Source organism: Mycobacterium sp. MMS18-G62 (genome assembly GCF_053877835.1).
Genome location: NZ_CM132662.1, coordinates 2,373,099 through 2,398,928, shown reverse-complemented (window position 1 = coordinate 2,398,928; position 25,830 = coordinate 2,373,099). Strand labels below are relative to the sequence as shown.

The following is a 25,830-nucleotide window of genomic DNA, read 5'->3' as shown; positions in this document are numbered from 1 at the left end:
GTGACGCAAACCGACGTCGCGGACGATCCACCTCTGAGCCATCTCCGGTTGACCGCGAGGCTGAACACCTCTGCACTGGACTCCCGCCGTGGCGTCGTCCGGCTGCATCCGGAAGCCATTGCGGCGCTTGGGATCCGGGAGTGGGATGCGGTATCGCTGACCGGCTCGCGAACCACGGCCGCCGTCGCGGGTGTGGCGCCCGCGGGCACACCGGCCGGAACCGCTCTGCTCGACGATGTGACGTTGTCCAACGCCGGTCTTCGTGAGGACACGACCGTCATCGTCGCGCCGGTGACCGTGTACGGCGCACGATCGGTGATGGTGTCGGGGTCGCAGCTTGCCACGCAGTCGATCTCGTCGGCCACGCTGCGACAGGCCCTGCTGGGCAAGGTGATGACGGTGGGCGACACGGTCTCGCTGCTGCCGCGCGAGCTCGGACCCGACATCCCGACGTCGGCCGCGACGGCTGCGCTGGCGTCGTCGGTCGGAATCACATGGACCTCCGAATTGCTGACGGTGACGGGCGTCGACCCTGCAGGACCTGTTAGCGTGCAACCGAATTCGGTTGTCAGCTGGGGCGACGGGCTGGCTGTGACCGCGGAGGCCGCGATCGGGCAACATACGGTGACCACGCCCGCCAAGCCGACGGCCACGGTCGACATCGACGACCTCAAGGGCTCGCATGCCCAGGCGAGCCGCCTCACCGAATGGCTCAAGCTTTCGCTCGACCAGCCCGAACTGCTCGAAAAGCTCGGCGCCAAACCAAATCTCGGCGTCGTGGTGTCCGGCCCCGCCGGCGTCGGCAAGGCCGCCCTCGTGCGTGCAGTGTGCGCCAACCGGCGGCTGGTCGAGCTCGACGGTCCCGAGGTCGGCGCGTTGCACCCAGAGGACCGATTGAAACGCGTGTCGTCAGCAGTGGCGGAGGTGCGTGACGGGGGCGGCGTGCTGCTGATCACCGACATCGACGCACTGCTGCCGTCGGCGGCCGACCCCGTAGCGACGTTGATCCTCACCGAACTGCGCAATGCCGTCGCCACCCCGGGAGTGGCGTTCGTCGCGACCTCTCAGCAGCCCGACGCCCTGGACCCGCGGCTGCGCGCACCCGACCTGTGCGATCGCGAACTCGGCCTGAGCCTGCCCGACGGCGGGGTCCGCAGACAGCTGCTCGAAGTGTTGCTGCGCGGTGTCCCCACCGAAACCCTGAACCTCGACGAAATCGCCGAGCGCACACCGGGCTTCGTCGTCGCTGATCTGTCCGCGCTCGTTCGTGAAGCCGCGCTGCGGGCCGCAGCCCGGGCCAGTTCGGACGGCAAGCCCCCAGTGCTGAGACAAGACGATCTGCTCGGAGCCACCACCGTCATTCGCCCGCTGTCGCGGTCGGCGACTGAAGAAGTGTCGGTCGGTTCGGTCACGCTCGACGACGTCGGCGATATGGCCGCCACCAAACAAGCGCTCACCGAAGCGGTGCTGTGGCCGCTGCAACACCCCGACACGTTCCAGCGTCTCGGTGTCGCCCCACCGCACGGTGTGTTGTTGTACGGCCCGCCGGGTTGCGGCAAGACGTTCGTTGTGCGGGCACTCGCGAGTTCGGGCCGATTGTCGGTGCATGCGGTCAAGGGCGCAGAGCTGATGGACAAATGGGTGGGCGCGTCGGAAAAGGCTGTGCGCGAACTGTTTCGGCGCGCCCGCGACTCCGCGCCGTCGCTGGTGTTCCTCGACGAGATCGACGCGCTGGCGCCTCGGCGTGGGCAGAGCTTCGACTCGGGGGTCACCGACCGCGTCGTGGCGGCGCTGCTCACCGAACTCGACGGCATCGAGCCGCTGCGCGACGTCGTGGTGGTCGGCGCGACGAACCGCCCTGACCTGATCGATCCGGCCCTGCTGCGTCCAGGGCGGCTGGAGAAGCTGGTGTTCATCGAACCACCCGACGCCGAAGCCCGTCGCGAAATCCTGCGCACCGCAGGCAAATCCGTCCCGCTCAGCGACGACGTCGACCTCGACGCACTGGCCGCCGATCTCGACGGCTACAGCGCGGCCGACTGCGTGGCACTGCTGCGCGAGGCGGCGCTGACAGCGATGCGGCGCTCTATCGACGCGGCCGACGTGACCGCTGCCGACGTCGCCAAGGCGCGAGAAGCCGTGCGCCCTTCGCTGGACCCGGTTCAGGTCGATTCGCTGCGGGCGTTCTCCGCCGGCCACTGAGGACCTGCCGCGAAACTGCAGTTGTCGCGGGGCTCACTCGCACTTTCTCGCAATAAGTGCAGTCTCGCGGCCGGCCACTGATCAGCCCTCCTCGGCAAGCTCAGCGAGTCTGTCGAGCGACGCCTGAAGCCGGTCCGCGGTCGTGTCCCGAGCGCGGACCATGCGCTTCTCGTCGGTCAGCTGCGTCCAGTCGTAGGTGTGCGTGACGAGCGTGCGCGCGTCGTCGACGGGCTCGAGCTCCCAACGCCACAGGTGACCCGGCGGCTTCTTCCCCTGCTCCGACGGCCGCCATGCGATGAGCCGGCCCTCGTCGAATTCGACGACATGGTTCTCACGCACGGCGCCCATGGTGAGCGTCATGGTGAACACGTCACCGACCGCGTGCACACGTTGGTCGGGACCTGCTTCGGCGAGGTTGTCGTTGCCGTCCCATCGCGGCTGCTGCGACGGGTCTGCGATCAGTTCGAAGATCCGGTCCGCCGGCGCGGCGATCTCCCGGCTCGCGCTGACAACTTTGGGGGTCATGATCCGATTCAACAACATCTTGACAGTGACAAGTTGAGGGTGCATAGTCAACCTAGAACTAGTCACTGTCAAGATGCACCTCGGGAGACACCATGAGCGTCGCAACCGCACCAGCCGCACCTTCTATTCGAGCCGGCGACCGCGAACGCGAGAAGACCGCGAGCCAACTCGGCCAAGCATTGGCGCAGGGATACCTCGCGATGGACGAGTACGAGAAGCGGCTGCAGGCCGCATTCGCCGCCAACACCATCACCGAACTGCGCCAACTCGTCGCCGACCTGCCGCTCGCCCAGCTGCGGCGCAACGACCCGCAACGCCAGGCGGCCCGCCGACGGGCCGCCCGCCTCGGTGTCCAGATCCACCTCGCCGGATATCTGGCGATGGTCGTCATCGTGCTCGCGGTGTGGCTGGCCGTCGGCCTCACCGCCGGCGCCTGGTACTTCTGGCCGATCTGGCCGATCCTCGGCGCGGGCATCGGCGTGATCGGCCACGCACTGCCGATCCGGTTCGCGATGCCGCCGCTATGCCACGGGGCTCCAGTGGTTGATCGCCGCTGAAATCTGCTTCGCGTCGGGCATGCGTTCGCTCGCCCACGCGACATAGCCGTCGGGACGAACCAGCACGGCGTCCGGCAACTCGGGATGGGCGTCGACGGCATGCACGATGTCCGGCCGATCCAGCTGCACCGGCACCGCCGTCACCAACACGAACTTCCCTGCGCGCAGCAGTTCGTAGACCCGCTTCCCGTCGCATTCGATATCCGGCATCCGGCGACCGACCATCCAATCCTCGTCACGCGAATGTGGATAGGCGATCCCGATACCGCTGAGCCGTTCGGCCACCATCCGCCGCGTGCGCGGAATCCGCAGGATCGTTCCGAGCGCGAAGCTGCGCACCGCCCGCCGCACCGCGGAGCGGTCGAGCACGATCTGGTTGAACGCGTCCGTCATTCTCAACACCATTGCGCCGACGGGATGGCGCTCTCTTTCGTACGTATCCAGCAGCCAGGGCGGCGCGGTGCCGCGCACGGCGGCGGCCAGCTTCCAGCCCAGGTTCATCGCGTCGCCGAGGCCGGTGTTCATGCCCTGGCCGCCAAGTGGCGAATGCACGTGGGCGGCGTCGCCGGCCAAGAACACCCGGCCGCGACGATAATGACGGGCCTGCCGTCGCTCACTGAGAAATCGTGAACTCCAGCTCATTTCGGTCATCCCGAAGTCGTCGCCCGCGATGCGGTCGAACGCACTGCGAATCTCGTCCAGCGTCACCGGCTCGCTGAGCGGGGCCTGTTCGCGCAGCCGGTCCCATGCGATCGCACGAAACTTGCCGTCGCCGAAGGGCACGAAGAGCACCACGCCCTCGGGACTGGCCTTTGCGAACAGACCGTCTTGCGGCGGCGACGCCAAGTGGACGTCGGCCAGCAGGATATGGGTCTGGTATTGCTTGCCGACGAAGTCGATGCCGAGCAGTGTTCGCACGGCACTGTGCGCGCCGTCGCAGCCCACTACATAGTCCGTGCGAACCGAGTCACCGCCTGCGCACTCCATCGTCACGCCGTTGTCGTCCTGTGTCAGCCCGACGACTTCGGCGCCGTGCACGATCTCGACGCCAACCTCCCCGGCTCGCGTCTGCAGCAGACGCTCGGTCCCACTTTGCGGAACCATCAGCACCATCCCGAATCGGCTGTGCAGTTCGGTCAGGTCCAGCGTGGTGCCGCCCGGTGGTGCGATCTGGGGCACCACGAGTCCGCGGGGTATCAACTCGTCGGCCAGGCCACGTGCATCGAGCAGCTCGAGCGTGCGCGCGTGGACAGCGAACGCCCTGGTGATGTTCGGCATGTCGGTGCGTTGTTCGAGCAGCCGCACCTTCGCCCCACCCAACGCAAGCTCACACGCCAGCATCAGACCGGTCGGGCCTGCGCCGACCACGACAACCTCGGATGTGCCCACGACGCCGGATGGTAGCTGCATCCGCCCACGTAGACTGGCGTTAAACCAAAGCCATTGACACCGGCTGACACCCCGCTATCTGCTCTTCGCCCGACGGCTCATCGCCGACCCGCACGAGATCCGGAGTGCCATGCTCGCCATCCTGTTCGCGCACGCCGTAGCGACGGCCGTCGCTCCGCTGCTCGTGTACAGGTGGGGCCGGATGGCGTTCTATCCCCTGGCGCTGGTCCCGCTGGCATCGCTGCTCTGGGTCGCGCTGAACTGGCCGGGATCGGGTCACGCCGCGACGGCCAACATCGAGTGGCTGCCCGCTTTGTCGATGAACATCACGCTGCGCTTCGACGCGCTCTCGGCGATCATGGGCGTTCTCGTGCTGGGCATCGGCGCGCTCGTCCTCTTCTATTGCGCCGACTACTTCCACCATCACGACGGCCACACCGAGAAGCGACTGCCGAGTTTCGCCGCCGAGCTGGTCGCCTTCTCCGGCGCGATGTTCGGACTGGTCGTCAGCGACAACATGCTGGTGCTCTACGTGTTCTGGGAGCTCACCACCGTGCTGTCGTTCCTACTGGTGGGCCACTACGCCGAACGCGCCACCAGCCGCCGCGCGGCAACGCAAGCACTGTTGGTGACGACGTTCGGCGGGCTGGCGATGCTGGTCGGCATCGTCATGCTGGGCAACAAGACCGGCACCTATCTGCTGTCCGAATTGATCGCGGCGGCCCCGACCGGACAGATGGTGTCGATCGCTGTGACGCTGATTCTGGTTGGCGCGCTTGCCAAATCGGCCATCGTGCCCATGCACTTCTGGCTCCCCGGTGCGATGGCGGCGCCGACACCGGTCAGCGCCTACCTGCACGCCGCGGCGATGGTCAAGGCCGGCGTCTACCTCATCGCGCGGATGACGCCCGGCTTTGCCGACGAGCCGCCGTGGCGACCGACAGTGGTGATCCTCGGCGTACTGACCACACTGCTGGCCGGTTGGCGCGCGGTGCGCGAATACGACCTGAAGTTGATCCTGGCGTTCGGCACGGTCAGCCAGCTCGGGCTGATCACCGTGATGGTCGGTGCCGGCGGGGGCGACCTGATGCTGGCGGGGCTGGCCATGCTCTGCGCGCACGCGATGTTCAAGGCCTCGCTGTTCATGGTCGTCGGCGTCATCGACCACGCCACCGGCACCCGTGATATCCGCAGGCTGGCGGGGCTCGGGCAGCGCCACCGACCGCTGCTGCTCATCGCCGCCGCCGCGACGGCAAGCATGGCCGCGGTCCCGCCGTTCCTCGGCTTCGTCGCGAAGGAAGCCGATTTCGAAACCGTCGCGCACAGCCCGGCGCTCGGCGCCGCAGCCCCTTACGTGCTCGCGGGGATCGTGCTCGGCGCCGTGTTCACCACGATCTACAGCCTGCGGTTCCTGCTCGGCGCCTTCGGCGGCAAGGGACGACCGCAACCCAGCACCCGGGTGGCCGAGATGCACGAGCTGCCCGCCAGTTTCCTTGCCGCCCCGGCCATTTTGGCTGCAGCCGGCCTGCTGTTCGGACTGTGGCCGACGCCGCTCGACGAAGCGCTCCACACATACGCCGACACCGTGCCCGGCGGGGCCCGCTACGACCTCGCGCTGTGGCACGGCGTCGGCGCACCGCTGCTTCTGTCGGCGCTCGTCCTCGCCCTCGGCGCAGCGGCGTACTTCGCCAGAGCCCGGCTGCGGCGGCTGCGCACGGTCCGAACGCCGCTGGGCAACGCCGACCGCATCTACGACGCCGTGCTTCACGGTGCCGATCTGCTGGCGGTGCGGCTGACGGCCTTCACCCAGCGCGGCTCGATCCCTGCGACGCAGTCGGTGATCCTCGCGACCCTTGTTCTGGTGCCCACGCTGGTCTTGACGTTCGGTGCCCGCGGCCGCCCACAGTTCGCGTTGTGGGGCTCACCGCTACAGGCCGTCGTCGGGTTTCTGATCCTTGCCGCCGCGGTCGGCGCCACCGTGATGCGCAACCGCCTGGCCGCACTGTTGTTGGTCGGCGTCACCGGCTACGGCTGCGGCACGATCTTCGCGTTTCACGGCGCACCGGATCTGGCGTTGACGCAGTTTCTGGTGGAGACGCTGACGCTGGTGATCTTTGTGCTCGTGCTGCGCACTCTTCCTGCCGAGACGACGAGCGACGACGTCAACCGTCGCCGGCTGCCGCGTGCGGTGCTCGCACTGGCGGTCGGCGCAACCGTGACGACGATCGGCGTCTTCGCGATGGCGGTCCGCACCGGCACGCCCATCGCCGAATTGCTGCCGGACGCAGCGTATTTCCGCGGTCACGGCGCCAACACGGTCAATGTGATCCTGGTCGACATTCGCGCATGGGACACCCTGGGCGAGATCTCCGTGCTCCTGGTGGCGGCGACGGGTGTCGCATCAATGGTGTTCCGGCACAGGCGTTTTGGTGCAGCTCCACGGGTAGCCGACGCGGGCCGTTCCGATGTCAGCGGAGCGGATGCCAGGAGCCCCGCGGTTGGTGAGATCACCTGGCTGCGTGGAAGCGAATTGCGCGACCCGCGCCACCGGTCGCTTGTCCTCGAGGTGACGACCCGCATCATCTTTCCGCTGATCATGGTGTTGTCGGCGTATTTCTTCTTCGCCGGACACAACACACCGGGCGGCGGATTCGCGGGTGGTTTGACCGCGGGTCTGGCGCTGGTGTTGCGCTACCTCGCCGGCGGGCGTTACGAGCTCGGCGAGACGCTGCCGCTGGACGCCGGGAAAATCCTGGCCGCCGGCCTCAGCCTGTCCGCGGGCACCGCGGTCGCCTCCTTGATGCTCGGCGCACCGGCGTTGTCTTCGGCGCTGATCGAGGTCGACGTCCCGGTGCTGGGCACCGTCAAGTTCGTCACCGCGTTGTTCTTCGATCTCGGCGTGTATCTGATCGTCGTCGGGCTTGTGCTCGACGTCCTGCGCAGCCTCGGCGCCCGGGTCGATGTCGAGGTATCCGAACAGACCGCCAGCCGGGCAGCGGAGCTCAAGCGATGACGGTCCACATCGTTCCGCTCATCATCATCGGCGGGCTCACCAGCGCGGGGGTCTACCTGCTGCTGGAACGCAACATGACCCGAATGTTGTTCGGGCTGCTGTTGCTCAGCAACGCGGTCAACCTTCTGATCCTGGTCGCAGGTGGGCCGTCGGGCAATCCGCCGGTGCGGGGGCGCACCAGCAATGGCGAGACGGTCACCGCCGATCCGCTGGCGCAGGCCATGATCCTGACGGCCATCGTGATCACGATGGGGGTCGCGGCGTTCGTGCTTGCGCTGATCTACCGCTCGTATCGATTGACCACCGCCGATGAGATCGGAGTCGACGAGGAAGACGCCCGGGTGGCACAGCTGGCCGCCGAAGAAGCAACGGCCCTCGACGAGGATCGGCTGCAGCCTGAACCGAGCAGGGACACCGACGCACCGGATGAGCTCGACGCGCTTCCCGGCTACGAAGGCTCGCGATGACACCTGCCTTGTCGCTGACGCCGCTGCCCGTCTTGATACCACTGGTCGCCGCCGCGCTCACGCTGTTCGCCGGTCGCAGGCCGCGGTTGCAGCGCGCGATCACGCTGCTCGCGCTGACAGCTGTCGTGGTGGTGTGCGCCCTGCTTGTGTACCTGGCCGATCGACACGGAACGCTCGTGACGTACGTCGGCGGCTGGGGCGTCAGCCACGCCGGCATGGGTCCGCTTGGCATAACGCTTGTGGTGGACCGGCTTTCGGCGATGATGTTGCTCGTCTCGTCGATCGTCCTGGTGGCCGTGGTCTGGTACGCGATCGGACAGGGTATCCGCGACGGGGACGAACGCCAGCCGGTGTCGATCTTCCTGCCCACCTACCTGGTGCTGTCCGCCGGTGTGTGCATCACGTTCCTCGCAGGAGACCTGTTCAATCTGTTCGTCGGGTTCGAGGTGTTGTTGACGGCGAGCTTTGTGCTGCTGACCATCGGTGCCAGCCGGGAGCGGGTGCGCGCGGGCACGTCGTACGTGATGGTGTCGATGGTGTCGTCCCTGATCTTCTTGGCCGGGATCGCAATGGTCTATGCGGCAACCGGCACACTGAACATGGCGGAGCTGGCGATGCGGCTCGACGGTGTGCCGTCGGGGACTCGCGGGGCCCTCTTCGCGTTCTTGATCGTCGCGTTCGGGATCAAGGCCGCGGTGTTCCCGCTGTCGGCGTGGCTGCCGGACTCATATCCAACGGCCCCTGCTCCTGTCACCGCGGTGTTCGCCGGTCTGCTGACGAAAGTTGGTGTCTACGCGATCATCCGGACGCACTCGCTGCTGTTTCCCGGCGGCGGCCTTGACCATGTGCTGCTGGTGGCGGCGCTGTTGACGATGCTCGTCGGTATCCTCGGCGCGATCGCGCAGAGCGACATCAAACGACTGCTGTCGTTCACGTTGGTCAGCCACATCGGCTACATGGTGTTCGGTATCGCGCTGTCCAGCCCGCTGGGGATGGCAGGAGCGATTTTCTATGTGGCCCATCACATTCTGGTGCAGACCACACTGTTCTTGGTGGTCGGGCTGATCGAACGCCAGGCCGGTGCGTCGACGCTGCAGCGGCTCGGGGGGCTGGCCGCCGCCAGTCCGCTGCTGGCCTTCGTCTTCGTGGTACCCGCGCTGAATCTTGGTGGCATCCCACCGTTTTCAGGGTTCATCGGCAAGGTGGCGCTTCTCGAGGCCGGCGCGCAGAACGGTTCGGTGCTCGCATGGCTGCTCGTCGGCGGCTCTGTGCTCACCAGTCTGTTGACGCTGTATGTGGTGACACGGGTCTGGACCAAGGCGTTCTGGCGTTCTCGGGAGGACGCGCCGGAGGGTCATCTCGCCGCCGCAGGCCCGGTTGCGCTGCTCGAGGACCTGGAGGACATCGAGCTCGTGCACCGCGAGGACGTCGGCAGGATGCCGGCCGGCATGGTGGCGCCGACGGGAGCGCTCATCGCCGTCGGCCTGACCCTGACCGTAATGGCCGGCCCGATCTTCTCCTACAGCGAACGGGCGGCCGACCAGATACTCGACCGCGGTGAATACATTTCGGCCGTAGTGGGGCAGCGATGAGCGCTTGCGCGAAGAGCAGAGGGCAGCGATGAGGGCCGCGGCGCTTCGGGTTTGGGTGCTGTGCTGGCTGATTCTGGTCTGGATGTTGTTGTGGGGCACGGTCTCCGTAGCCAACGTCGTCAGCGGGTTGGCCATCGCCGTGATGATCACGGTGCTACTCCCCTTGCCCGCGGTGCCCGTCGAGGGACGGGTACATCCCGTGTCGCTGCTGGTGCTGATCGCGGTGGTCGCCTACGAGCTGGTGATGTCGTCGATGCACGTGGTGTGGCTGGCGATCCGCCCTGGTTCACCGCCGCGCAGTGCGGTGCTGCGGGCGCATCTGGACATCAAGTCGGACCTGGTGCTCGCGCTGGCCGTCAACATCCTCACTCTGACGCCGGGTTCGATCGTCCTCGAGATCGACCAGGTGCGGCGAATGATCTATGTGCACGTCATCGACGTGGGCTCGCAAAAGGCCGTCGACCGGTTCTACCGCCAGGTGTCACGGATCGAACGGCTGTTGGTGTCGACGTTTGAGCGCACCGCTGAATGGCGTCCCTCGGCGGACAAGACGGAGGAGGGCAGATGAACACGGTCTGGATCATCGCGGCGGTGATGCTCGGCGCGGCGGCGGCCATCACCATGATTCGGTTGCTCGCCGGGCCGACCACGCTGGACCGGCTAGTGGCCCTGGACACGCTCGTCGCGGTGACGATGTGTTCGATCGGCACGTGGGCGGCGTTCAGTTTGGACACCACGGTGACGTACGGGCTGACTGCTCTCGCCCTGATCAGCTTCGTCGGCTCGGTCAGCGTTGCGCGGTTCAGGGTGCCTGACACCGACAAGCCTTACCGCACAAGGAGTTCCCGATGAACGTCCTGGACGTCGCGACGGCCGTCTTGGTGCTCGGCGGGTCGACACTTTCGCTCACCGCGGCGATTGGCGTGGTTCGCTTCCCCGACGCCCTCACGCGGATGCATGCCGCAACCAAGCCGCAGGTGCTGGGGCTGCTGCTGGTGCTGGCCGGTGCCGCGATCCGGCTGCGCGGCAATATCGACGTCGGCATGATCATTCTGACCGGATTGTTCACCGTGATCACCGCGCCGGTGGTGGCCAACCGGGTCGGCCAGTTGGCTTATCGAGAGCAAAACATTCGCGACGACTTACTGGCCCGCGACGATATGCATGAGTTTGCCGAAAACAGGGAACCCCGCGGCAATGGTGCGGACTGAGGACGACAGCTGGGACATCACCGAGGGTGTGGGCCAGACCGCGCTTGGAGTGGCATGGTCGCGATCGCAGGAGATGACCTCTGAGTGCCCACTCTTCAGCGATCCGTACGCGCAGGTGTTCGTCGATGCGGCCGTGAAGCGCGGCTGGCAACTCCCGCCCGCCTACATGCTCGAGCGGATCCGGTCCATCTCCGGTTACGCCGCCTCGCGCACGAAATGGTTCGACGAGTTCTTTATCGCCGCGGGCGCCAACGGAATCGAGCAATCGGTCATCCTGGCAGCCGGACTCGATGCGCGGGCATGGCGGCTTCCATGGATAGACGGCAGCGTGGTGTACGAGATCGACCAGCCCAAGGTGCTGGCGTTCAAAGCGGAGACGCTTCGCGAACAAGACCCGGCGGCTCTTCATGTCGCCGTGCCCGTCGACCTGAGGCAGGATTGGCCGAAAGCGTTGTGCGACGCGGGGTTCGATCCCACGATCGCCACCGCGTGGTCTGCCGAGGGGCTGCTGCCCTATCTGCCCGCCGATGGCCAGGACCTACTGTTCGAGCGCATTCACGAACTCAGTGCCCATGGCAGCCGCGTCGCGGTCGAATCGTTCGGCGCCGGCTTCTTCGATCGCGACTATCTCGCACGCCGCCGCGAACAGTTGCGTCGGCTGCGTGAGGAGGCCGGCGAGGACGCCGAGGGACCCGACACTGCGGATCTGTGGTACATCGAAGACCGTACCGACGTCGCCGGTTGGCTTGGCGAGCGCGGTTGGGAAGTGACGTCCATCGAGGCGGCCGACCTGATGACCCGGTATGGCCGCTGCAAGCCGGGTCAGGTCGACGACGTGTCGCCCCGCACGGCATTCGTCGAAGGTCACTTGACGGGCTAGTCGCCCGACAGCTGAAACTCCACCATCGCGGTCACGGTGTCGACTGCCTCGCTGAGCGCGGCCAGTCGAGCGGCGACCGTCGGTGCAGCCAACACCGCGTACCGGTCGGCCTGGCCCATCGGCACGCGGGAAGCCAACGCGTACAGCCACAGTGCGGCATCACCGGATGCATCGGCGCCCACGACGATGTCACGCGGGTCCACCTGCGCACCCCGCGCCGCGGCGATCCGTTCGAACAGCGCCATCATGCGGCCCTCGACGTCGCGGATCGCCTCGACGTCGACCGCCTCACCGGGCTCGTCGGGCCACAGCTCGACCGCAGCCTGGGGGTACGGGTCGTCGGGATGCCACTCGAGCACCCGGATCCGCTGTCCCATAACGCACTTGAGCCGGTAGCGGCCGTCGCCGAAGTCGGCACATTCGGTGATGTGTGCGAGCGCTCCGACGTCGCTTCGGGTGTCGCCGCCGCCCACTTCCCGGCCCGCGGCGATCAGCACCACACCGAACGCCGGGTCCTCGGCGGCCAGACAACGTTGCACCAGCGCGGCATAACGCGGCTCGAAGATCCGCAACGGCAATTCCTCTCCGGGCAGCATCGCCACCTCGAGCGGGAACATCGGCACGACCGCCACGGCTAGATGACCAGTTCGGCGACCAGCGCGTCGACCACCGCACGCAGATCACCGTCGTGCTCCTCGGCGACCCTGCGCTGGCGCTGGTATGACGCGCCCGAGTGGTAGATGTCGGACACTGACGCCAGCTCGTCGACGCAATGCAGCGATTTCGCCACCGGTTCAAGCCGGTTCAGCAGCTCGTCGAGATCCTCGGTGACCAGACGCTCGTTGCTGTCGGCGTCCAGAATGATGACCGCGTCCAGGCCGTATCGTGCGGCGCGCCATTTGTTCTCCTGCACATGCCACGGCGGCATCGTCGGCAGCTGCTCGCCGGCGTCGAGGCGGCGGTCCAAGTCGACGATCAGGCAATGCGTCAGCGCGACAAGTGCTCCGAGCTCACGAAGGTTCGAGACGCCGTCGAAGATCCTCACTTCGATTGTGCCGAGATGCGGCGAAGGCCTTATATCCCAGCGAATTTCGTTCATGTGGTCGATGATGCCGGTCTTCTTCTGGTCGTGGACGAAGCCTTCCCACTCCGACCACGTCTGGAAGTGGAACGGCAGACCCGCCGTCGGCAACTGCTGAAACATCATCGCGCGGTTGCTCGCGTAACCGGTGTCCTCTCCGGCCCAGAACGGCGATGACGACGACAGTGCCAATAGATGGGGAAAATGGTTGAGCAGCGACGTGATGATCGCCATCACCTTGTGTGCAGACGAAATGCCAACGTGCACATGCACACCCCAGATCAGCATCTGGCGTCCCCACCATTGCGTGCGCTTGATCAGCTCTGCATAGCGAGGTGCATCCGTCAGCTTCTGGGCCGACCACTGCGCGAACGGGTGCGTGCCGGCGCAGAACAACTCCATGCCGCGGTCGCGCACGATCTTGCGCGCGGTCACCAATGTCGAGCGCAGATCCTCCATCGCCTGCGGCGTGGAATCACAGACACCGGTGACGATTTCGACGGTGTTGCGCAGCAGTTCCTTGTGCACACGCGGGTTGTTCTCGCCCAGTTCCAAGATGACTGCAGCGGCCTCGTTGGACAGGTCGCGGGTTTCGGCGTCGACGAGGGCGAACTCCCACTCGACACCAACGGTCGGCCGGGGTGAGCCGGCGAAGTCGATGTGACGGCTAACCGGTGCCGATAACACCGCAGGCCACGCGCTTTCCGGCGTCGCCGGTGTTCAGGGTGGTTTCGTCAGGCGGAGGAGCGCCGTTGACCTGCTGGTACCGCTCCGGCGGGATGTTGGCGAAGTTGTCCGCTTTTTCGTGGATGATGATCGCGGTCTTGGCGCCGCCGAGCAGGTCGGCCGCGGTGAAGGCGTCGGTCGTCGTCACCAACTTCGCAGTGCCGTCCTCGCGGACCTGCAACGAGGTCAGGTCGCCGCTGGAGGGATGCCCGGTGTGCCCGGCGACCTGGAAATGTCCACCCGCGGAATTGAAGTCGCCTGGCGCACCGCCGGTCGGCGCAACGGAGTTGGCCTCACACTTTCCGACCGAATGGATATGCAGGCCGTGGAAGCCCGGCGCCAGCGCGCCCGGCCCAGTGGTCTGCACGGTGATGGTCGCATAGCCGCCGGTGAACTCGATGTCGGCGGTGGCCACCGTGGTGCCGTCGGCCTTCTTCAGTTGGGCGGTGAGCTTCTCGCCCTTTGCCTCGTTCTGGCCCTCGGTCGGCGATGCTGACGGCGACGGTGAGCCGGTCCAAATCGACGGCGTGGTGCCGGGCTGGGTGGCTACGGGTTCGTTAGGGCTGCATGCGCTCAACGCGACGACGGGAATGGCGAAGATGGCGGCAGCAGCGACGGACTTGAGCATGTGCAAGAGCCTAGCCGGTGACCGCTACGACCACGCCTGGCGGTTGCTCGGTCAATTCCGGGACCCGCGGCTGTACCGGCGCCGACAGTAACTTGCCCACCTCGTTGGCGGCCTCACGCTCGCCGGCGGCGTCGCTGAAGAAGACCGTCGTCGCCGATATTTCCGGAAGGCTGAGGTTGCCGGTCTCTGTGACATTCCAGCCCGCCTCGCGCAGTCGGTTGGCGGCCCCTTCGGCGGCACCTTCGGTCGACGAGATGTTGTAGACCCGCACGTCGGCTTTCGCCGGCGCCGGAGACGAGGACGTCGGTGTGGATGTCGTGGTGATCGTCGACGTGGCTATTGACGATCCGCCGTCGGAGTCGTCGCCCGAGCCCATGGCCTGGAAGCCGACCAACAGGAAGACCACGCCCAAAAACAGGAGCACCATCACCATGGCGCGCAGGGGCAGCCCGGAAGAATCACGCTGGTTCATTACCGCCCACTGTATCTAGCTGGGCCGCCCAAGCCCGAAAGCTCAGGTGACGTCGAAGCCGAGCCTCCGCGCGGCGCGCGCCTTTTGCCGGCTGGCACGTAGCCGGCGCAGCCTCTTGACCAGCATCGGGTCCGCTGCCAGCGCCTCAGGGCGGTCCACAAGAGCGTTCAACACCTGGTAGTAGCGGGTTGCCGACATCGAGAACAGTTCCCGAATCGCGTCTTCCTTGGACCCGGCGTACTTCCACCACTGGCGTTCGAACGCCAAGATGTCGTGCTCGCGGCGGGTCAGCCCATCACTGAGATCAGAGTCGTCTCCGGATTGCTCAGTCCGCGCGATGGCGCCGTCCATATCGCTCCTGGACCCTTCCGACACTAGAAATAACATCCTTGTGCTTCGGCGAACATTCAACCATGGGGTCGGAGGCTGCGGCGTCAGCTAGCCCCGCGAGTCGGGCGGTGATGATTGCCGACTTAAGCTTCCCCCGTGGCCGTCGTACCCATCCGCATCGTAGGAGATCCCGTCTTGCACACCGCGACAGAGCCAGTGCCCGTCGCCGATGACGGTTCGCTGCCGGCCGATGTGGCGGACTTGATCAAGGATCTCTACGACACGATGGATGCTGCCAACGGAGTTGGGTTGGCCGCAAACCAGATCGGCGTGTCGAAGCGCGTGTTCGTCTTCGACTGCGCCGACGAGCGCGGCCGCACGGCGCGCCGCCGCGGTGTCGTCGTCAACCCGGTACTGGAAACCTCCGAGGTGCCCGAGACCATGCCCGACCCCGAGAACGACGACGAGGGCTGCCTGTCGGTGCCAGGGGAGTCGTTCCCGACCGGCAGGGCGAAGTGGGCCCGAGTGACCGGCCTGGACGCCGAGGGCAAACCGATCGCCCTCGAGGGAACCGACCTCTTCGCGCGGATGCTGCAGCATGAGACCGGCCACTTGGACGGGTTCCTGTATCTGGATCGGCTCGTCGGACGCCACGCCCGCAGCGCGAAGCGGGCGGTGAAGTCGCACGGCTGGGGAACGCCCGGGCTTTCGTGGATGCCCGGCGAGGATCCCGATCCGTTCGGCCACTAGGCCGTCGTGGAGCTGCCCGCGGTTGGCAGTCGGGTCGTGGTGCGGTACCGGCTGCCGGCCGGATCGGTGCCCCCGCTGACCGACGTGATCGGCCACGTGGTTGACGTCGGGGCGACGCTGCGGGTGCGCACCAAACGCGGTGACGTCGTGGACATCGATGTTTCGGATGTGGTGACCATCAAAGGTTTGGCCGCCGCGCCGGTGCGCACCTCCGACATCCGCAACCTCGAACATGCCGCGGCGATGGCATGGCCGGGCGTCGAGCAGGAGTGGGTCGACGGCTGGCTGCTGCGCTTCGGCCATGGCAGTACTCGACGCGCGAATTCGGCCGTGCCGCTGAATGTTTCGACGGGTGCAGATGTTCGGGCGATTGTGGAGTGGTATACAGCGCGCGACGTTCCTGCGCTGGTGGCCACGCCGGACCGGTTGTTCCGTGTGCCACCGGGCGTCCCTACTGACGCCGAAAACCTAGTCATGACAATCGATCTGCCGGCCGATGCGTCCGGGGCGAGGTGACCATGGCGGTTGAGCCCGACGCCGAGTGGCTGCGTCTGTACCGGCGTGAGGTGCCCATCGATGTGTTGACGGCGGTCGTCGACGGCGAGGTCGTGTTCGCGACGACCGCGGAGGCTGCGGTGGGACGAGGCGCGGTCACTTCGGCTCCGGACGGCACCCGCTGGGTCGGACTTTCGGCGGTGCACGTCGTCGAGGAGGCCCGGGGTCGCGGCTTGGCACGGACGCTGTGTGCGGCGCTGCTGGCATGGGGCGCGTCGCGCGGTGCGAGCCGCGCCTACACGCAGGTGCTCGTCAACAACGCCGCGGCGATCGCGCTGTATGAGGCGATGGGCTTTTCCGTTCACCACCGCTCGCGATACGTCGACGCCCGTAGCCTGTAGCGCATGCGGTTGGCGACGTGGAATGTGAACTCGATCCGCGCCAGGGTCGATCGCGTCACGGACTGGCTGGAGCGCGCAGACATCGATGTGCTGGCCATGCAAGAAACCAAGTGCAGCGAGGACCAGTTCCCGACGATGCCGTTCCTTGCGGCCGGCTATGACGTTGTGCACTGCGGGTTCAACCAGTGGAACGGGGTGGCGATCGCATCGCGGGTCGGGATCGACGACGTTCAGGTCGGCTTCGAGGGCCAGCCCACGTGGAGCGACAAGCCCGACGTGGAAGCCGCCGCAGAAGCCCGCGCGCTGGGTGCGACGTGTGGCGGCGTGCGGGTGTGGAGCCTGTACGTGCCCAACGGCCGTTTCGTGGGCTCGCCCCACTATCACTACAAGTTGGAATGGCTGGCGGCGCTGAAGAATACGGCCCACACATGGGTCACGGACGACCCGAGCGCGCAGATCGCGCTCGTCGGCGACTGGAACATCGCCCCCACCGACGAGGACGTCTGGAGCCCGGAGTTCTACGCCAACAGCACGCACGTGACACCGCCGGAGCGGGCGGCGTTCAACGCGATCGTCGACGCTCAATTCGACGATCTGGTAAGGCCTTTCACCCCCGGCCCCGCGGTGTACACATATTGGGATTACACACAGCTGCGGTTCCCGAAGAATCGCGGCATGCGTATCGACTTCATCCTCGGCTCGCCTGCACTGGCAGCGCGCGTCACCCACGCCGAGATCGTGCGCGACGAACGAAAGGGCAAAGCGCCCAGCGACCACGCACCGGTACTTGTGGAGCTCGCGTGAGCGTTCACTCTGCGACCACGGCGCAAGAGTTCGAGTTACCCGCGCCCTGTACGCAGAATGAACGGGATCTACCCGAACAGCGGTAGTGCGCGCTTGCGCGCCAGCGCGTCCATGCCTTGCTGGATGCTGTCCTGCACTTCCCAGTACTTCTCCTCGATGTAGTCGTCGTCGTCGGCGCGATCGGGATCGTGTTCCAGCTCGACAGCCGGCATGAATCGGGTACGGATCTTCGCGGGCAGCGGGAACTGCGGCAGGGCCGCAGGCGCAATGCCCCACGGCAACGACACCGCCAGCGGAAACACCTTGAGCCGCAACATCTTGTCGAGCCGCAACGCCTGCGACAGCCGGTCGCCGCGAATCAGAACCGGCATCGCGTCGGCGCCTCCGACGGTCGCGATCGGCACGATCGGCACACCCGCGCGAATCGCGAGCTTCACAAAGCCTTTGCGGCCGGCGAGGTTGGCGCGGTCTCGTTCGCTCCACGGCCGCAGCGAATCGACTTCACCGCCGGGCCACACCGCGACGTCTCGGCCCTCGGCCAACGCGGTCGCCATCGAGTCCGGCGCCGCGGGCAGCACGCCCATCGCGCGGAAGTAGCGGCCGATCAATGGAATGGCCATCAACGCGTCGTGGGCGGTGCCGTGCAGCGGACGGTCCTGTCCGAACCGCCGCCACCACTGAACGCCCACCGTCCAGGCGTCCCACACGAACGGCGCGCCGGAGTGGATGCCGACCAGCAGCACGGGCGGCTCCGGCAAGTTCTCCCACCCGTCGAACTCCATCCGGAACCAGTGGTCGACCAGGGTGTTCCAGAAGTACTTCTGACGCTGCATCGTCGCTTCGTCCGGGCCGCTCAGATCCCATTCGCCTGCCCGCTTGTTGAGCCAACCCGTGAGCCCGTCATCGTTTCGACGACGCTTTGCATCCATTCGAGTGCGCGCGTCGTCCGCATGCTCGCGCGCCTGTTGCCGGACTTCCCGTGGCCTGTGATCAGTACCAGTAGTCATGGGGCTTGGTTACCCATGACGGGCCGTCGGCTACGCCTCGTTGTCGGCGCCGGGGTCCGTGCCGTATCGGCCGGGGTTGAACACCGACGCGATCGCACCGATCAGCATCATCACCGCGGCCGCGACGAACACCACGACCAGCCCGCTGTGGAACGGTCCCGTGATCAGATGCGGGAAGAATGTCTGGCCGGTCAGCACATCGGTGTTGACGCCCGGCTGGTGCAATGCGCCCGACGGCCCCAGCAGCTCACCGATCGGGTTGTAGCCAAGGAATGCCGCGAACAGGCTGCCGACCGGCGGCAGGTTCGCCACCTCGTGCGCCACCGACGCGGACACACCCTGCGCTTGCAGACCCGAACTCATCGCGCCGGGAAGCGTATGGGCCAGCCCGACGATCATCAGCGAGAAGAAGATGCCGATCGACAGCGACGAGCCGGCGTTGAAGAACGTCGCGCGCACGCCAGACGCGGCGCCACGCTCGGCCGCCGGAACGCTCGACATGATCGCCGCAGTGTTGGGCGCGGTGAAGATGCCGCCACCGAGCCCGTTGAGGAACACCAGCACGGCGAACACCCAGTAGTTGAAGTCGACCGGGATCAACACCAACGCGACGAACGCCGACGCCATCAACAACATCCCGCCGACGGTGAACGGCCTGGCGCCGAAGCGGTCCGCAAGCGAGCCGGCGATCGGCGCGGCCGCCAAGAATCCGAACGTCGCCGGTAGCAAGTAGATGCCCGCCCACAGCGGCGTCGACTCAAAGCTGTAGCCGTGCAAGGGAAGCCAGATGCCCTGCAGCCAGATGATCAGCATGAACTGCAGCCCGCCGCGCCCGACCGACGACATCAACCCGGCGAGGTTGCCCATCCCGAACGCGGTCGACCGGAACAGCCGGAGGTTGACCATCGGCGCAGCAACACGCAGCTCGATGAAACAGAAGGCGACCAGCAACAGCACACCGAATCCGATCGACCCCAACACCCACGGGCTGGTCCAGCCGGTCGTCGCGCCTCCATACGGCTGGATGCCATAGGTGATGCCGGTCAGCAGCGCGGTCAGACCGATACCGAAGGTCAGTGTGCCCGCCCAGTCCAGTTTGCTCGGGGTGCGCACGCCGAGTTCCTTCAGTGAGCGGTAGCTCCAGACGGTGCCCAGCACGCCGATCGGCACGCCGACCCAGAAGATCGCCTGCCAGTGGATCTCCGACAGCACGCCGCCGATCAGCAGGCCCAGGAACGACCCGGCCACCGCCGCCACCATGTTGACGCCGAGCGCCATCCCGCGCTGGTTCGACGGGAACGCATCGGTGAGGATCGCGGCGGACGACGCCATCAGCATCGCCCCGCCGACGCCCTGGATCACGCGCCAGCCGATCAACCACAGCGCTCCGCCACCGAGCTGGAACGGATCGAAGGACAGCGCGATCGCTGCGACGGTGAAGACGGCGAAGCCGAGGTTGTAGATGCGGACCCTGCCGAACATGTCGCCAAGCCGCCCGAAGAACACCACCAGCACGGCGGTCACCACCAGGTAACCCATCAGCATCCACAGCAGATAGCTGACGTTGCCGGGAGCCAGCGGATTCAGGCCGATGCCGCGGAAGATCGCCGGCAGCGAGATCAGGACTATCGAGGCGTTGATCGAGGCCAGCAGCATGCCCAGCGTGGTGTTGGACAGCACGATCCACTTGTAGAACGGGTGGTCGTGGTCCATTCGCTGGCGACGGCGCGCGGTTTCCACGAGGGCGTCGTCGGTGTCGGCTACCAGCGGAGTCTTCGTTCTCTCTATCTCAGTCGTCATCTACTTCGCTTACGTATCGAGGGCGCAGCAACGGCGCAAAACACATATGTTAGCTATACAAAGCATCGCGGGGCAATTCCTATTCCCGGCCGGCGGTGCACTGCGCTAGCGTGGCAAGCGTCCAAACGCGGGAGCGCACACCCAGTGCGCTGAGAGGACAGCTGGGGCTGTCGACCGTAAGAACCTGACCGGGTAATGCCGGCGTAGGGAGAGAATCGCGATGACGCTGTCTGATGTTTCCGCTTCAGTTTCTGTCACCACTGGCCCGATCGCGGGCAGCACCAAGATCTATGTCGACGGGGTGCCGTTTCGACGGGTGAACCTGTCCAACGGCGAGCACCTCGACCTGTATGACACCTCGGGTCCATATACCGACCCCGACGCGGTGATCGACCTGCACACGGGACTGCCACCGCGGCCCGGCGTCGTTCGCGACAAGGGCACGCAACTGCAGCGCGCGCGCAACGGCGAGATCACCGCCGAGATGGCGTTCATCGCCAAGCGCGAAGGTGTGCCAGCCGAACTGGTCCGCGACGAGGTGGCCGGCGGCCGTGCTGTGATCCCGGCCAATCACAACCATCCCGAGAGCGAGCCGATGATCATCGGCAAGGCGTTCGCGGTGAAAATCAATGCCAACATTGGCAATTCGGCCGTCACGTCATCGATCGCCGAAGAGGTCGACAAGATGGTGTGGGCCACCCGCTGGGGCGCCGACACCATCATGGACCTGTCTACCGGGCGTGACATACACGTGACGCGCGAATGGATCCTTCGCAACTCACCCGTCCCGGTCGGCACGGTGCCGATCTATCAGGCGCTGGAGAAGGTCAACGGCGATCCCGTCGAGCTGACGTGGGAGATGTACCGCGACACCGTGATTGAGCAATGCGAACAGGGTGTCGACTACATGACGGTGCACGCAGGCGTGCTGTTGCGCTACATCCCGCTGACGGTCAAGCGGGTCACCGGCATTGTCAGCAGGGGTGGCTCCATCATGGCGGCCTGGATGCTCGCGCATCATCGAGAGTCGTTCCTGTACGAAAACTTCGAGGAGCTCTGCGGGATCCTCGCACGCTACGACGTGACGTTCTCGCTGGGCGATGGGTTGCGGCCGGGTTCCATCGCCGACGCGAACGACGAGGCCCAGTTCGCCGAACTGCGAACGCTTGGCGAGTTGACCAAGATCGCGAAATCCCATGGCGTGCAGGTGATGATAGAAGGCCCGGGCCACGTTCCGATGCACAAGATCGTCGAGAATGTGCGGCTGGAAGAAGAGCTGTGCGAGGAGGCGCCGTTCTACACGCTGGGCCCGCTGGCCACCGACATCGCGCCGGGCTACGACCACATCACCAGCGCGATCGGCGCGGCCATCATCGCTCAGGCCGGCACCGCGATGCTCTGCTACGTCACGCCCAAGGAGCATCTGGGCCTGCCGGACCGCAAGGACGTCAAGGACGGTGTGATCGCCTACAAGATCGCCGCGCACGCAGCCGATCTCGCGAAGGGTCACCCGCACGCACAGCAGCGCGACAACGCACTGTCGCAGGCCCGTTTTGAATTCCGGTGGCATGACCAGTTCGCGTTGTCGCTCGACCCGGACACCGCCCGCGAATTCCACGACGAGACCCTTCCGGCCGAGCCCGCCAAGACCGCGCACTTCTGCTCGATGTGCGGTCCGAAGTTCTGCTCGATGCGCATCACGCAGGACATACGCGACGCCATGGCCGAAAAGTCCAAGGAATTCGCCGAACACGGCAATCGCGTCTACCTGCCGATCACATGACGTTCCTACCGTTGACGCCCCCGGGCCAGACGCCACTGCGGGTCATGACGATCGCCGGCTCCGACTCCGGCGGTGGCGCGGGCATCCAAGCCGACCTACGCACCTTTGCACTACTCGGTATACACGGCCTGGTCGCCGTCACCGCGGTGACCATACAGAACTCGGTGGGCGTCAAGGGTTTTCACGAGATTCCGCTCGACGTGATCGCCGGTCAGATCGAGGCGGTGGCCTCCGATATCGGCGTGCAGGCGGCCAAGACCGGCATGTTGGCGTCGTCGGAGATCATCGACACCATCGCCGACACCTGGCGTCAGCAGGGCCTGGCAGGCTCAGTGCCGCTGGTTGTCGATCCCGTGTGCGCGTCGATGCACGGCGATCCGCTGCTGCACCCCAGTGCTCTGGATTCGCTTAAGGGACAACTCTTTCCGTTGGCCACGCTGGTGACGCCCAACCTCGACGAGGTGCGGCTGCTTGTCGACATCGATGTCGTCGACGACGAATCTCAGCGTGAGGCCGCCCGCGCCCTGCACGCACTCGGACCGCAGTGGGTGCTGGTCAAGGGCGGGCACCTGCGATCCTCGTCGCACAGTCCCGATCTGCTGTTCGACGGCACCGACTTCCACGAGTTCGACGCGACGCGCATCGACACCGGCAACGACCACGGCGCCGGCGACACGTTGGCGGCCGCCGTCGCCAGCGCACTGGCCCACGGCTACCCGGTGCCCGATGCGGTGGCCTTCGCCAAACGCTGGGTCACCGAATGTCTGCGTGCCGCATACCCGTTGGGCCATGGACACGGCCCGGTCTCCGCATTGTTCAGGCTCGGGTCATGAACCTCGACGAGATCGCGGGCATCGCGCACGAACCCGACGGCAAACCGAAGGGGACCGTCGTGCTGACGCACGGCGCAGGCGGCAGCAGGGAATCGCCACTGCTGCAGAAGATTTGCGACGAGTGGGCCCGCCGCGGCTGGCTCGCTGTGCGCTACAACCTGCCGTACCGGCGACGCCGGCCCAAGGGACCGCCGTCGGGATCGGCCGCGAAGGATCAAGCCGGCGTCGCCGAGGCCATCGCGCTCGCCCATACGCTGGCCGACGGTCCCGTGATAGCGGGCGGTCACTCCTACGGCGGCCGGATGACGTCGATGGTGATCGCCGACAAGACGGCCAATGTCGATGTGCTGACGCTGTTCTCCTATCCGCTGCATCCGCCGGGCAAGCCGGAGCGGGCCCGCACCGAACACCTGCCCCACATAGCGGTGCCGACCGTGTTCACACACGGCACAGCCGACCCGTTCGGGACCATCGACGAATTGCGCCCCGCGGCGGCACTTGTCGGCGCACCCACCGAAATCGTCGAGGTCACCGGCGCTCGCCACGACCTCGGCTCCAAGACACTGAATGTGCCCGTCCTGGCGGTCGATGCGGCGCTACGGTTGCTCGAACTCTGAAGGCAGCGCCAAAAGAGCTCCACCGCGATACATTTGCTGCCGTGACCATGCCGCCGGGCAATCCCCCGCCGTATCCTCCGCCACCGCCGCCGGGCCCGGCGGGCCCGCAAGGCCCCTATCCGCCGCCTCCGCCGCTGCCCTACCAGGAGTATCCGCAGGGCTATTACGCCCCGCCACAGTCCCAAACGAACGGGTGGGCGATCGCATCGCTGATCCTCGGTCTCGTGGGTGCCGTGTTGTTCAGCGTCATCTGCGGCATCATCGGGCTGAACAGGGCCAAGAAGGGCCAGGGCGGCCGCGGCATGGCGATCGCCGGGCTTGTCCTTTCGGCGCTGTGGGTCGTCGTGGGCGTGATCGCCGTCGTCTTCTTCCTCGTGATCGACAAGGGCACCGTCACCGCGACCGACGTCAAAGTGGGCGACTGCCTCAAGGAGATTCCGAGCAGCACGCGGGTGATGACCGTGGACACCGTCGGCTGCGACCAACCGCACGCCGGAGAGGTGTTCGCGGTTCTGCAGATGCCCGACGGCGACTTCCCCGGCCAGTCCGCGATCGAGGAGTACCAGAACAAGTGCGAGCCCGAACTGGCCACGTACGCTGCGGACGCGATCACCGACGACTCCGTGCAGCTGTATGTGCTGTACCCGACCGCGGAGACATGGAAGCAGGGCGATCGGGCCGTGACCTGCATCGCCACCCTGGACCCGCCTCGCACGGGGACCCTCAAGCACTGAGTCGATAACGGCGATTGCCGGTACCTGAGGTACCGTCTGGGACATGACTTCGGAGCTTTTCGACGCGGTCATCGTGGGGGCCGGTTTCGGCGGAATCGGCGCGGCCATCCAGCTCAAGCGGTCGGGCTACGAGAATTTCGTCATCCTCGATCGAGAGGACGACCTGGGCGGCACGTGGTACGTCAACCACTACCCCGGCCTGGCCGTCGACGTCCCCACCACGACCTACTCGTACTTCTTCGAGCCGAACCCGAACTGGTCGCGGCTGTTCTCCACCGGCACGGAGATCAAGCAGTACGCCGACGACGTCGCGGACAAGTACGACGTGCGCCGACACATGCGGTTGCGCACCACTGTCGAAAGCGCACGCTGGGACGAGGATGCCAAGCTGTGGCGGGTCGCCCTGGCCGGCGGCGAGACCCTCAACGCGCGGTACCTGATCACCGCGACGGGCTTTCTGTCCCAGCCGAAGCTGCCGGACATCCCCGGCATCACGAGCTTCGACGGCAAGGTGGTCCACACCGCGGACTGGGACGACGACTACGACCCGGCCGGCCGACGGGTAGCGATCATCGGCACCGGCGCCACCGCCGTGCAGCTGATTCCCGAGCTCGCCAAGAAAGCCGCCGACCTCACCGTCTACCAGCGCACCCCAATCTGGGTGGTGCCGAAGGTCGACTTCCGCTTCGGAGAGTCGGCGAAGCGGCTGTTCACCCGGGTTCCGTTGGCACAGCGAGCTATTCGGGTCATCACAGACACCGTCTACGAGTTCATGGTCTCCGTCGGTGTCGTGAACTACCGGCTGTTCCGCGGCCGTTTCAATGTCTCCGCCTCCGACCTGGCCAAGATGCACCGGTTCGTGTCGATCCGCGACAAGGAGCTACGCGAGAAACTCACCCCCGATTACGACTTCGGTTGCAAGCGGCCGACGTTCTCCAACAGCTACTACCGAACGTTCACCAAGCCGCACGTGCATCTGCAGGCAGACGGTATCGAGCGCATCGAAGCCGACGGCATCGTCAACGCCGACGGCACGAAGACCGTTATCGACACCCTGGTGCTGGCCACCGGATTCGACCTGTGGGAGGCCAACTTCCCGGCGATCGAGGTCATCGGCCGCGACGGCCGAAACCTCGGAAAGTGGTGGCGGGACACGCGATTCCAGGCCTATCAGGGTGTGACGGTGCCGTACTTCCCGAACTACCTCAGCTTGGCCAGCCCATACGCGTTCCTCGGTCTGAACTTCTTCAACACCATGGAATACCAGATGCGGCACATGGACCGGCTGTTCGGTGAGCTCAAGCGTCGCAACGCCACCACGTTCGAGGTGACAGAGGAAGCCAACACCCGTTATCTGGACCGGATGACCGAACTGCTCGGCGATTCCCTGTTCACGCTGGGCAACTGCGCCTCGGCGCGGTCGTACTACTACAACCCGAGCGGCGAGGCCACGCTGCTGCGCCCGATGTCGACGCGGACGGCGATCAAAGAAGCGTCGGAATATCCGTTGAGCGACTACCAGATTGCGTAGCA

The 25,830-nt window shown here is 66.2% G+C and carries 25 protein-coding genes and 1 pseudogene; 17 read left to right on the top strand and 9 right to left on the bottom strand.

The features are described from left to right. Positions 1–2,202: an AAA family ATPase gene (locus ACWW36_RS11940; protein WP_456141739.1), complete on the top strand. Its 2,202-nt coding sequence runs from the start codon at positions 1–3 to the stop codon at positions 2,200–2,202. Positions 2,203–2,283: 81 nt separating this feature from the next. On the opposite strand, the gene ACWW36_RS11935 is transcribed toward ACWW36_RS11940, so the two are convergent. Next, positions 2,284–2,727, bottom strand: a complete 444-nt coding sequence (locus ACWW36_RS11935) for an SRPBCC family protein (RefSeq protein WP_456141738.1) — start codon at positions 2,725–2,727, stop codon at positions 2,284–2,286. A 92-nt stretch (positions 2,728–2,819) separates the two neighbouring features. Here ACWW36_RS11935 and ACWW36_RS11930 point away from each other — a divergent pair, with 92 nt between their 5' ends. Continuing rightward, a complete protein-coding gene (locus ACWW36_RS11930; protein ID WP_456141737.1) occupies positions 2,820–3,284 on the top strand; it encodes a DUF1707 domain-containing protein in 465 nt (154 codons plus the stop codon). Here the strand turns inward: ACWW36_RS11930 and ACWW36_RS11925 are convergent. Further along, entirely contained in the window at positions 3,249–4,673 is a 1,425-nt protein-coding gene (locus ACWW36_RS11925; RefSeq protein ID WP_456141736.1) for an FAD-dependent monooxygenase, read from the bottom strand. The two genes, ACWW36_RS11930 and ACWW36_RS11925, sit on opposite strands and share 36 nt — an antisense overlap. 130 nt (positions 4,674–4,803) lie before the next feature. Between ACWW36_RS11925 and ACWW36_RS11920 the strand changes: the two genes are divergently transcribed. The 7 genes from ACWW36_RS11920 to ACWW36_RS11890 are packed head-to-tail and all read left to right on the top strand — an operon-like array spanning position 4,804 to position 11,836. Next, positions 4,804–7,686 (top strand): Na+/H+ antiporter subunit A, encoded by a 2,883-nt coding sequence (locus tag ACWW36_RS11920; protein WP_456141735.1) that lies wholly within the window; start codon positions 4,804–4,806, stop codon positions 7,684–7,686. Next, entirely contained in the window at positions 7,683–8,153 is a 471-nt protein-coding gene (locus ACWW36_RS11915; RefSeq protein ID WP_456141734.1) for a Na(+)/H(+) antiporter subunit C, read from the top strand. Before ACWW36_RS11920 ends, ACWW36_RS11915 begins: the two co-directional genes overlap by 4 nt. Next, positions 8,150–9,745, top strand: a complete 1,596-nt coding sequence (locus tag ACWW36_RS11910; protein WP_456141733.1) for a Na+/H+ antiporter subunit D — start codon at positions 8,150–8,152, stop codon at positions 9,743–9,745. Before ACWW36_RS11915 ends, ACWW36_RS11910 begins: the two co-directional genes overlap by 4 nt. Before the next feature lie 28 nt (positions 9,746–9,773). Then, positions 9,774–10,313, top strand: coding sequence for a Na+/H+ antiporter subunit E (locus ACWW36_RS11905; protein WP_456141732.1), 540 nt, complete (start codon positions 9,774–9,776; stop codon positions 10,311–10,313). Then, positions 10,310–10,597 carry a monovalent cation/H+ antiporter complex subunit F gene (locus ACWW36_RS11900; RefSeq protein WP_456141731.1) on the top strand — a complete coding sequence of 96 codons (288 nt, stop codon included), beginning with the start codon at positions 10,310–10,312 and terminating at the stop codon, positions 10,595–10,597. The genes ACWW36_RS11905 and ACWW36_RS11900 overlap by 4 nt, the downstream gene beginning before the upstream one ends. After that, entirely contained in the window at positions 10,594–10,956 is a 363-nt protein-coding gene (gene mnhG / locus ACWW36_RS11895; protein ID WP_456141730.1) for a monovalent cation/H(+) antiporter subunit G, read from the top strand. Before ACWW36_RS11900 ends, mnhG begins: the two co-directional genes overlap by 4 nt. Continuing rightward, positions 10,943–11,836, top strand: a complete 894-nt coding sequence (locus ACWW36_RS11890) for an SAM-dependent methyltransferase (RefSeq protein WP_456141729.1) — start codon at positions 10,943–10,945, stop codon at positions 11,834–11,836. Before mnhG ends, ACWW36_RS11890 begins: the two co-directional genes overlap by 14 nt. On the opposite strand, the gene ACWW36_RS11885 is transcribed toward ACWW36_RS11890, so the two are convergent. Genes ACWW36_RS11885 through ACWW36_RS11865 form a run of 5 tightly spaced genes read right to left on the bottom strand, consistent with a single transcriptional unit; the run spans position 11,833 to position 15,094 of the window. Further along, entirely contained in the window at positions 11,833–12,468 is a 636-nt protein-coding gene (locus ACWW36_RS11885; protein WP_456141728.1) for an LON peptidase substrate-binding domain-containing protein, read from the bottom strand. The genes ACWW36_RS11890 and ACWW36_RS11885 overlap by 4 nt on opposite strands. Positions 12,469–12,470: 2 nt before the next feature. Then, the gene (locus ACWW36_RS11880; protein ID WP_456141727.1) at positions 12,471–13,604 is read right to left on the bottom strand and encodes a glutamate--cysteine ligase; all 1,134 of its coding nucleotides are present in this window, start codon (positions 13,602–13,604) and stop codon (positions 12,471–12,473) included. After that, the gene (sodC, locus tag ACWW36_RS11875; protein ID WP_456141726.1) at positions 13,585–14,271 is read right to left on the bottom strand and encodes a superoxide dismutase[Cu-Zn]; all 687 of its coding nucleotides are present in this window, start codon (positions 14,269–14,271) and stop codon (positions 13,585–13,587) included. The genes ACWW36_RS11880 and sodC overlap by 20 nt, the downstream gene beginning before the upstream one ends. A 10-nt stretch (positions 14,272–14,281) precedes the next feature. Continuing rightward, positions 14,282–14,743, bottom strand: coding sequence for a LytR C-terminal domain-containing protein (locus ACWW36_RS11870; protein ID WP_456141725.1), 462 nt, complete (start codon positions 14,741–14,743; stop codon positions 14,282–14,284). A gap of 42 nt (positions 14,744–14,785) precedes the next feature. Next, positions 14,786–15,094, bottom strand: a complete 309-nt coding sequence (locus ACWW36_RS11865; protein ID WP_456141724.1) for a DUF3263 domain-containing protein — start codon at positions 15,092–15,094, stop codon at positions 14,786–14,788. 135 nt (positions 15,095–15,229) lie between these two features. On the opposite strand from ACWW36_RS11865, the gene ACWW36_RS11860 reads away from it, so the two are divergent. From ACWW36_RS11860 to ACWW36_RS11850, 3 genes and pseudogenes are all read left to right on the top strand, one after another. Next, a complete protein-coding gene (locus tag ACWW36_RS11860) occupies positions 15,230–15,823 on the top strand; it encodes a peptide deformylase (RefSeq protein ID WP_456141723.1) in 594 nt (197 codons plus the stop codon). 6 nt (positions 15,824–15,829) lie between these two features. Continuing rightward, positions 15,830–16,719: pseudogene (locus ACWW36_RS11855) on the top strand (N-acetylglutamate synthase, CG3035 family). Positions 16,720–16,722: 3 nt separating this feature from the next. Next, positions 16,723–17,523 (top strand): exodeoxyribonuclease III, encoded by an 801-nt coding sequence (locus tag ACWW36_RS11850; protein WP_456141722.1) that lies wholly within the window; start codon positions 16,723–16,725, stop codon positions 17,521–17,523. A gap of 68 nt (positions 17,524–17,591) precedes the next feature. On the opposite strand, the gene ACWW36_RS11845 is transcribed toward ACWW36_RS11850, so the two are convergent. Together ACWW36_RS11845 and ACWW36_RS11840 are read right to left on the bottom strand one after the other, a co-directional pair. Then, the gene (locus ACWW36_RS11845) at positions 17,592–18,530 is read right to left on the bottom strand and encodes a lysophospholipid acyltransferase family protein (RefSeq protein WP_456141721.1); all 939 of its coding nucleotides are present in this window, start codon (positions 18,528–18,530) and stop codon (positions 17,592–17,594) included. A 30-nt stretch (positions 18,531–18,560) separates the two neighbouring features. Further along, positions 18,561–20,330, bottom strand: a complete 1,770-nt coding sequence (locus tag ACWW36_RS11840) for an MFS transporter (protein ID WP_456141720.1) — start codon at positions 20,328–20,330, stop codon at positions 18,561–18,563. Between the two features lie 220 nt (positions 20,331–20,550). Here ACWW36_RS11840 and thiC point away from each other — a divergent pair, with 220 nt between their 5' ends. Genes thiC through ACWW36_RS11815 form a run of 5 tightly spaced genes read left to right on the top strand, consistent with a single transcriptional unit; the run spans position 20,551 to position 25,828 of the window. Then, positions 20,551–22,113 carry a phosphomethylpyrimidine synthase ThiC gene (gene thiC / locus ACWW36_RS11835; protein ID WP_456141719.1) on the top strand — a complete coding sequence of 521 codons (1,563 nt, stop codon included), beginning with the start codon at positions 20,551–20,553 and terminating at the stop codon, positions 22,111–22,113. Further along, the gene (gene thiD, locus ACWW36_RS11830) at positions 22,110–22,946 is read left to right on the top strand and encodes a bifunctional hydroxymethylpyrimidine kinase/phosphomethylpyrimidine kinase (protein WP_456141718.1); all 837 of its coding nucleotides are present in this window, start codon (positions 22,110–22,112) and stop codon (positions 22,944–22,946) included. The genes thiC and thiD overlap by 4 nt, the downstream gene beginning before the upstream one ends. Then, positions 22,943–23,563 carry an alpha/beta hydrolase family protein gene (locus ACWW36_RS11825; protein WP_456141717.1) on the top strand — a complete coding sequence of 207 codons (621 nt, stop codon included), beginning with the start codon at positions 22,943–22,945 and terminating at the stop codon, positions 23,561–23,563. The genes thiD and ACWW36_RS11825 overlap by 4 nt, the downstream gene beginning before the upstream one ends. Positions 23,564–23,604: 41 nt before the next feature. Beyond that, entirely contained in the window at positions 23,605–24,297 is a 693-nt protein-coding gene (locus ACWW36_RS11820) for a septum formation family protein (protein ID WP_456141716.1), read from the top strand. A 43-nt stretch (positions 24,298–24,340) separates the two neighbouring features. After that, positions 24,341–25,828 carry a flavin-containing monooxygenase gene (locus ACWW36_RS11815; RefSeq protein ID WP_456141715.1) on the top strand — a complete coding sequence of 496 codons (1,488 nt, stop codon included), beginning with the start codon at positions 24,341–24,343 and terminating at the stop codon, positions 25,826–25,828. Positions 25,829–25,830 lie beyond the last annotated feature (2 nt).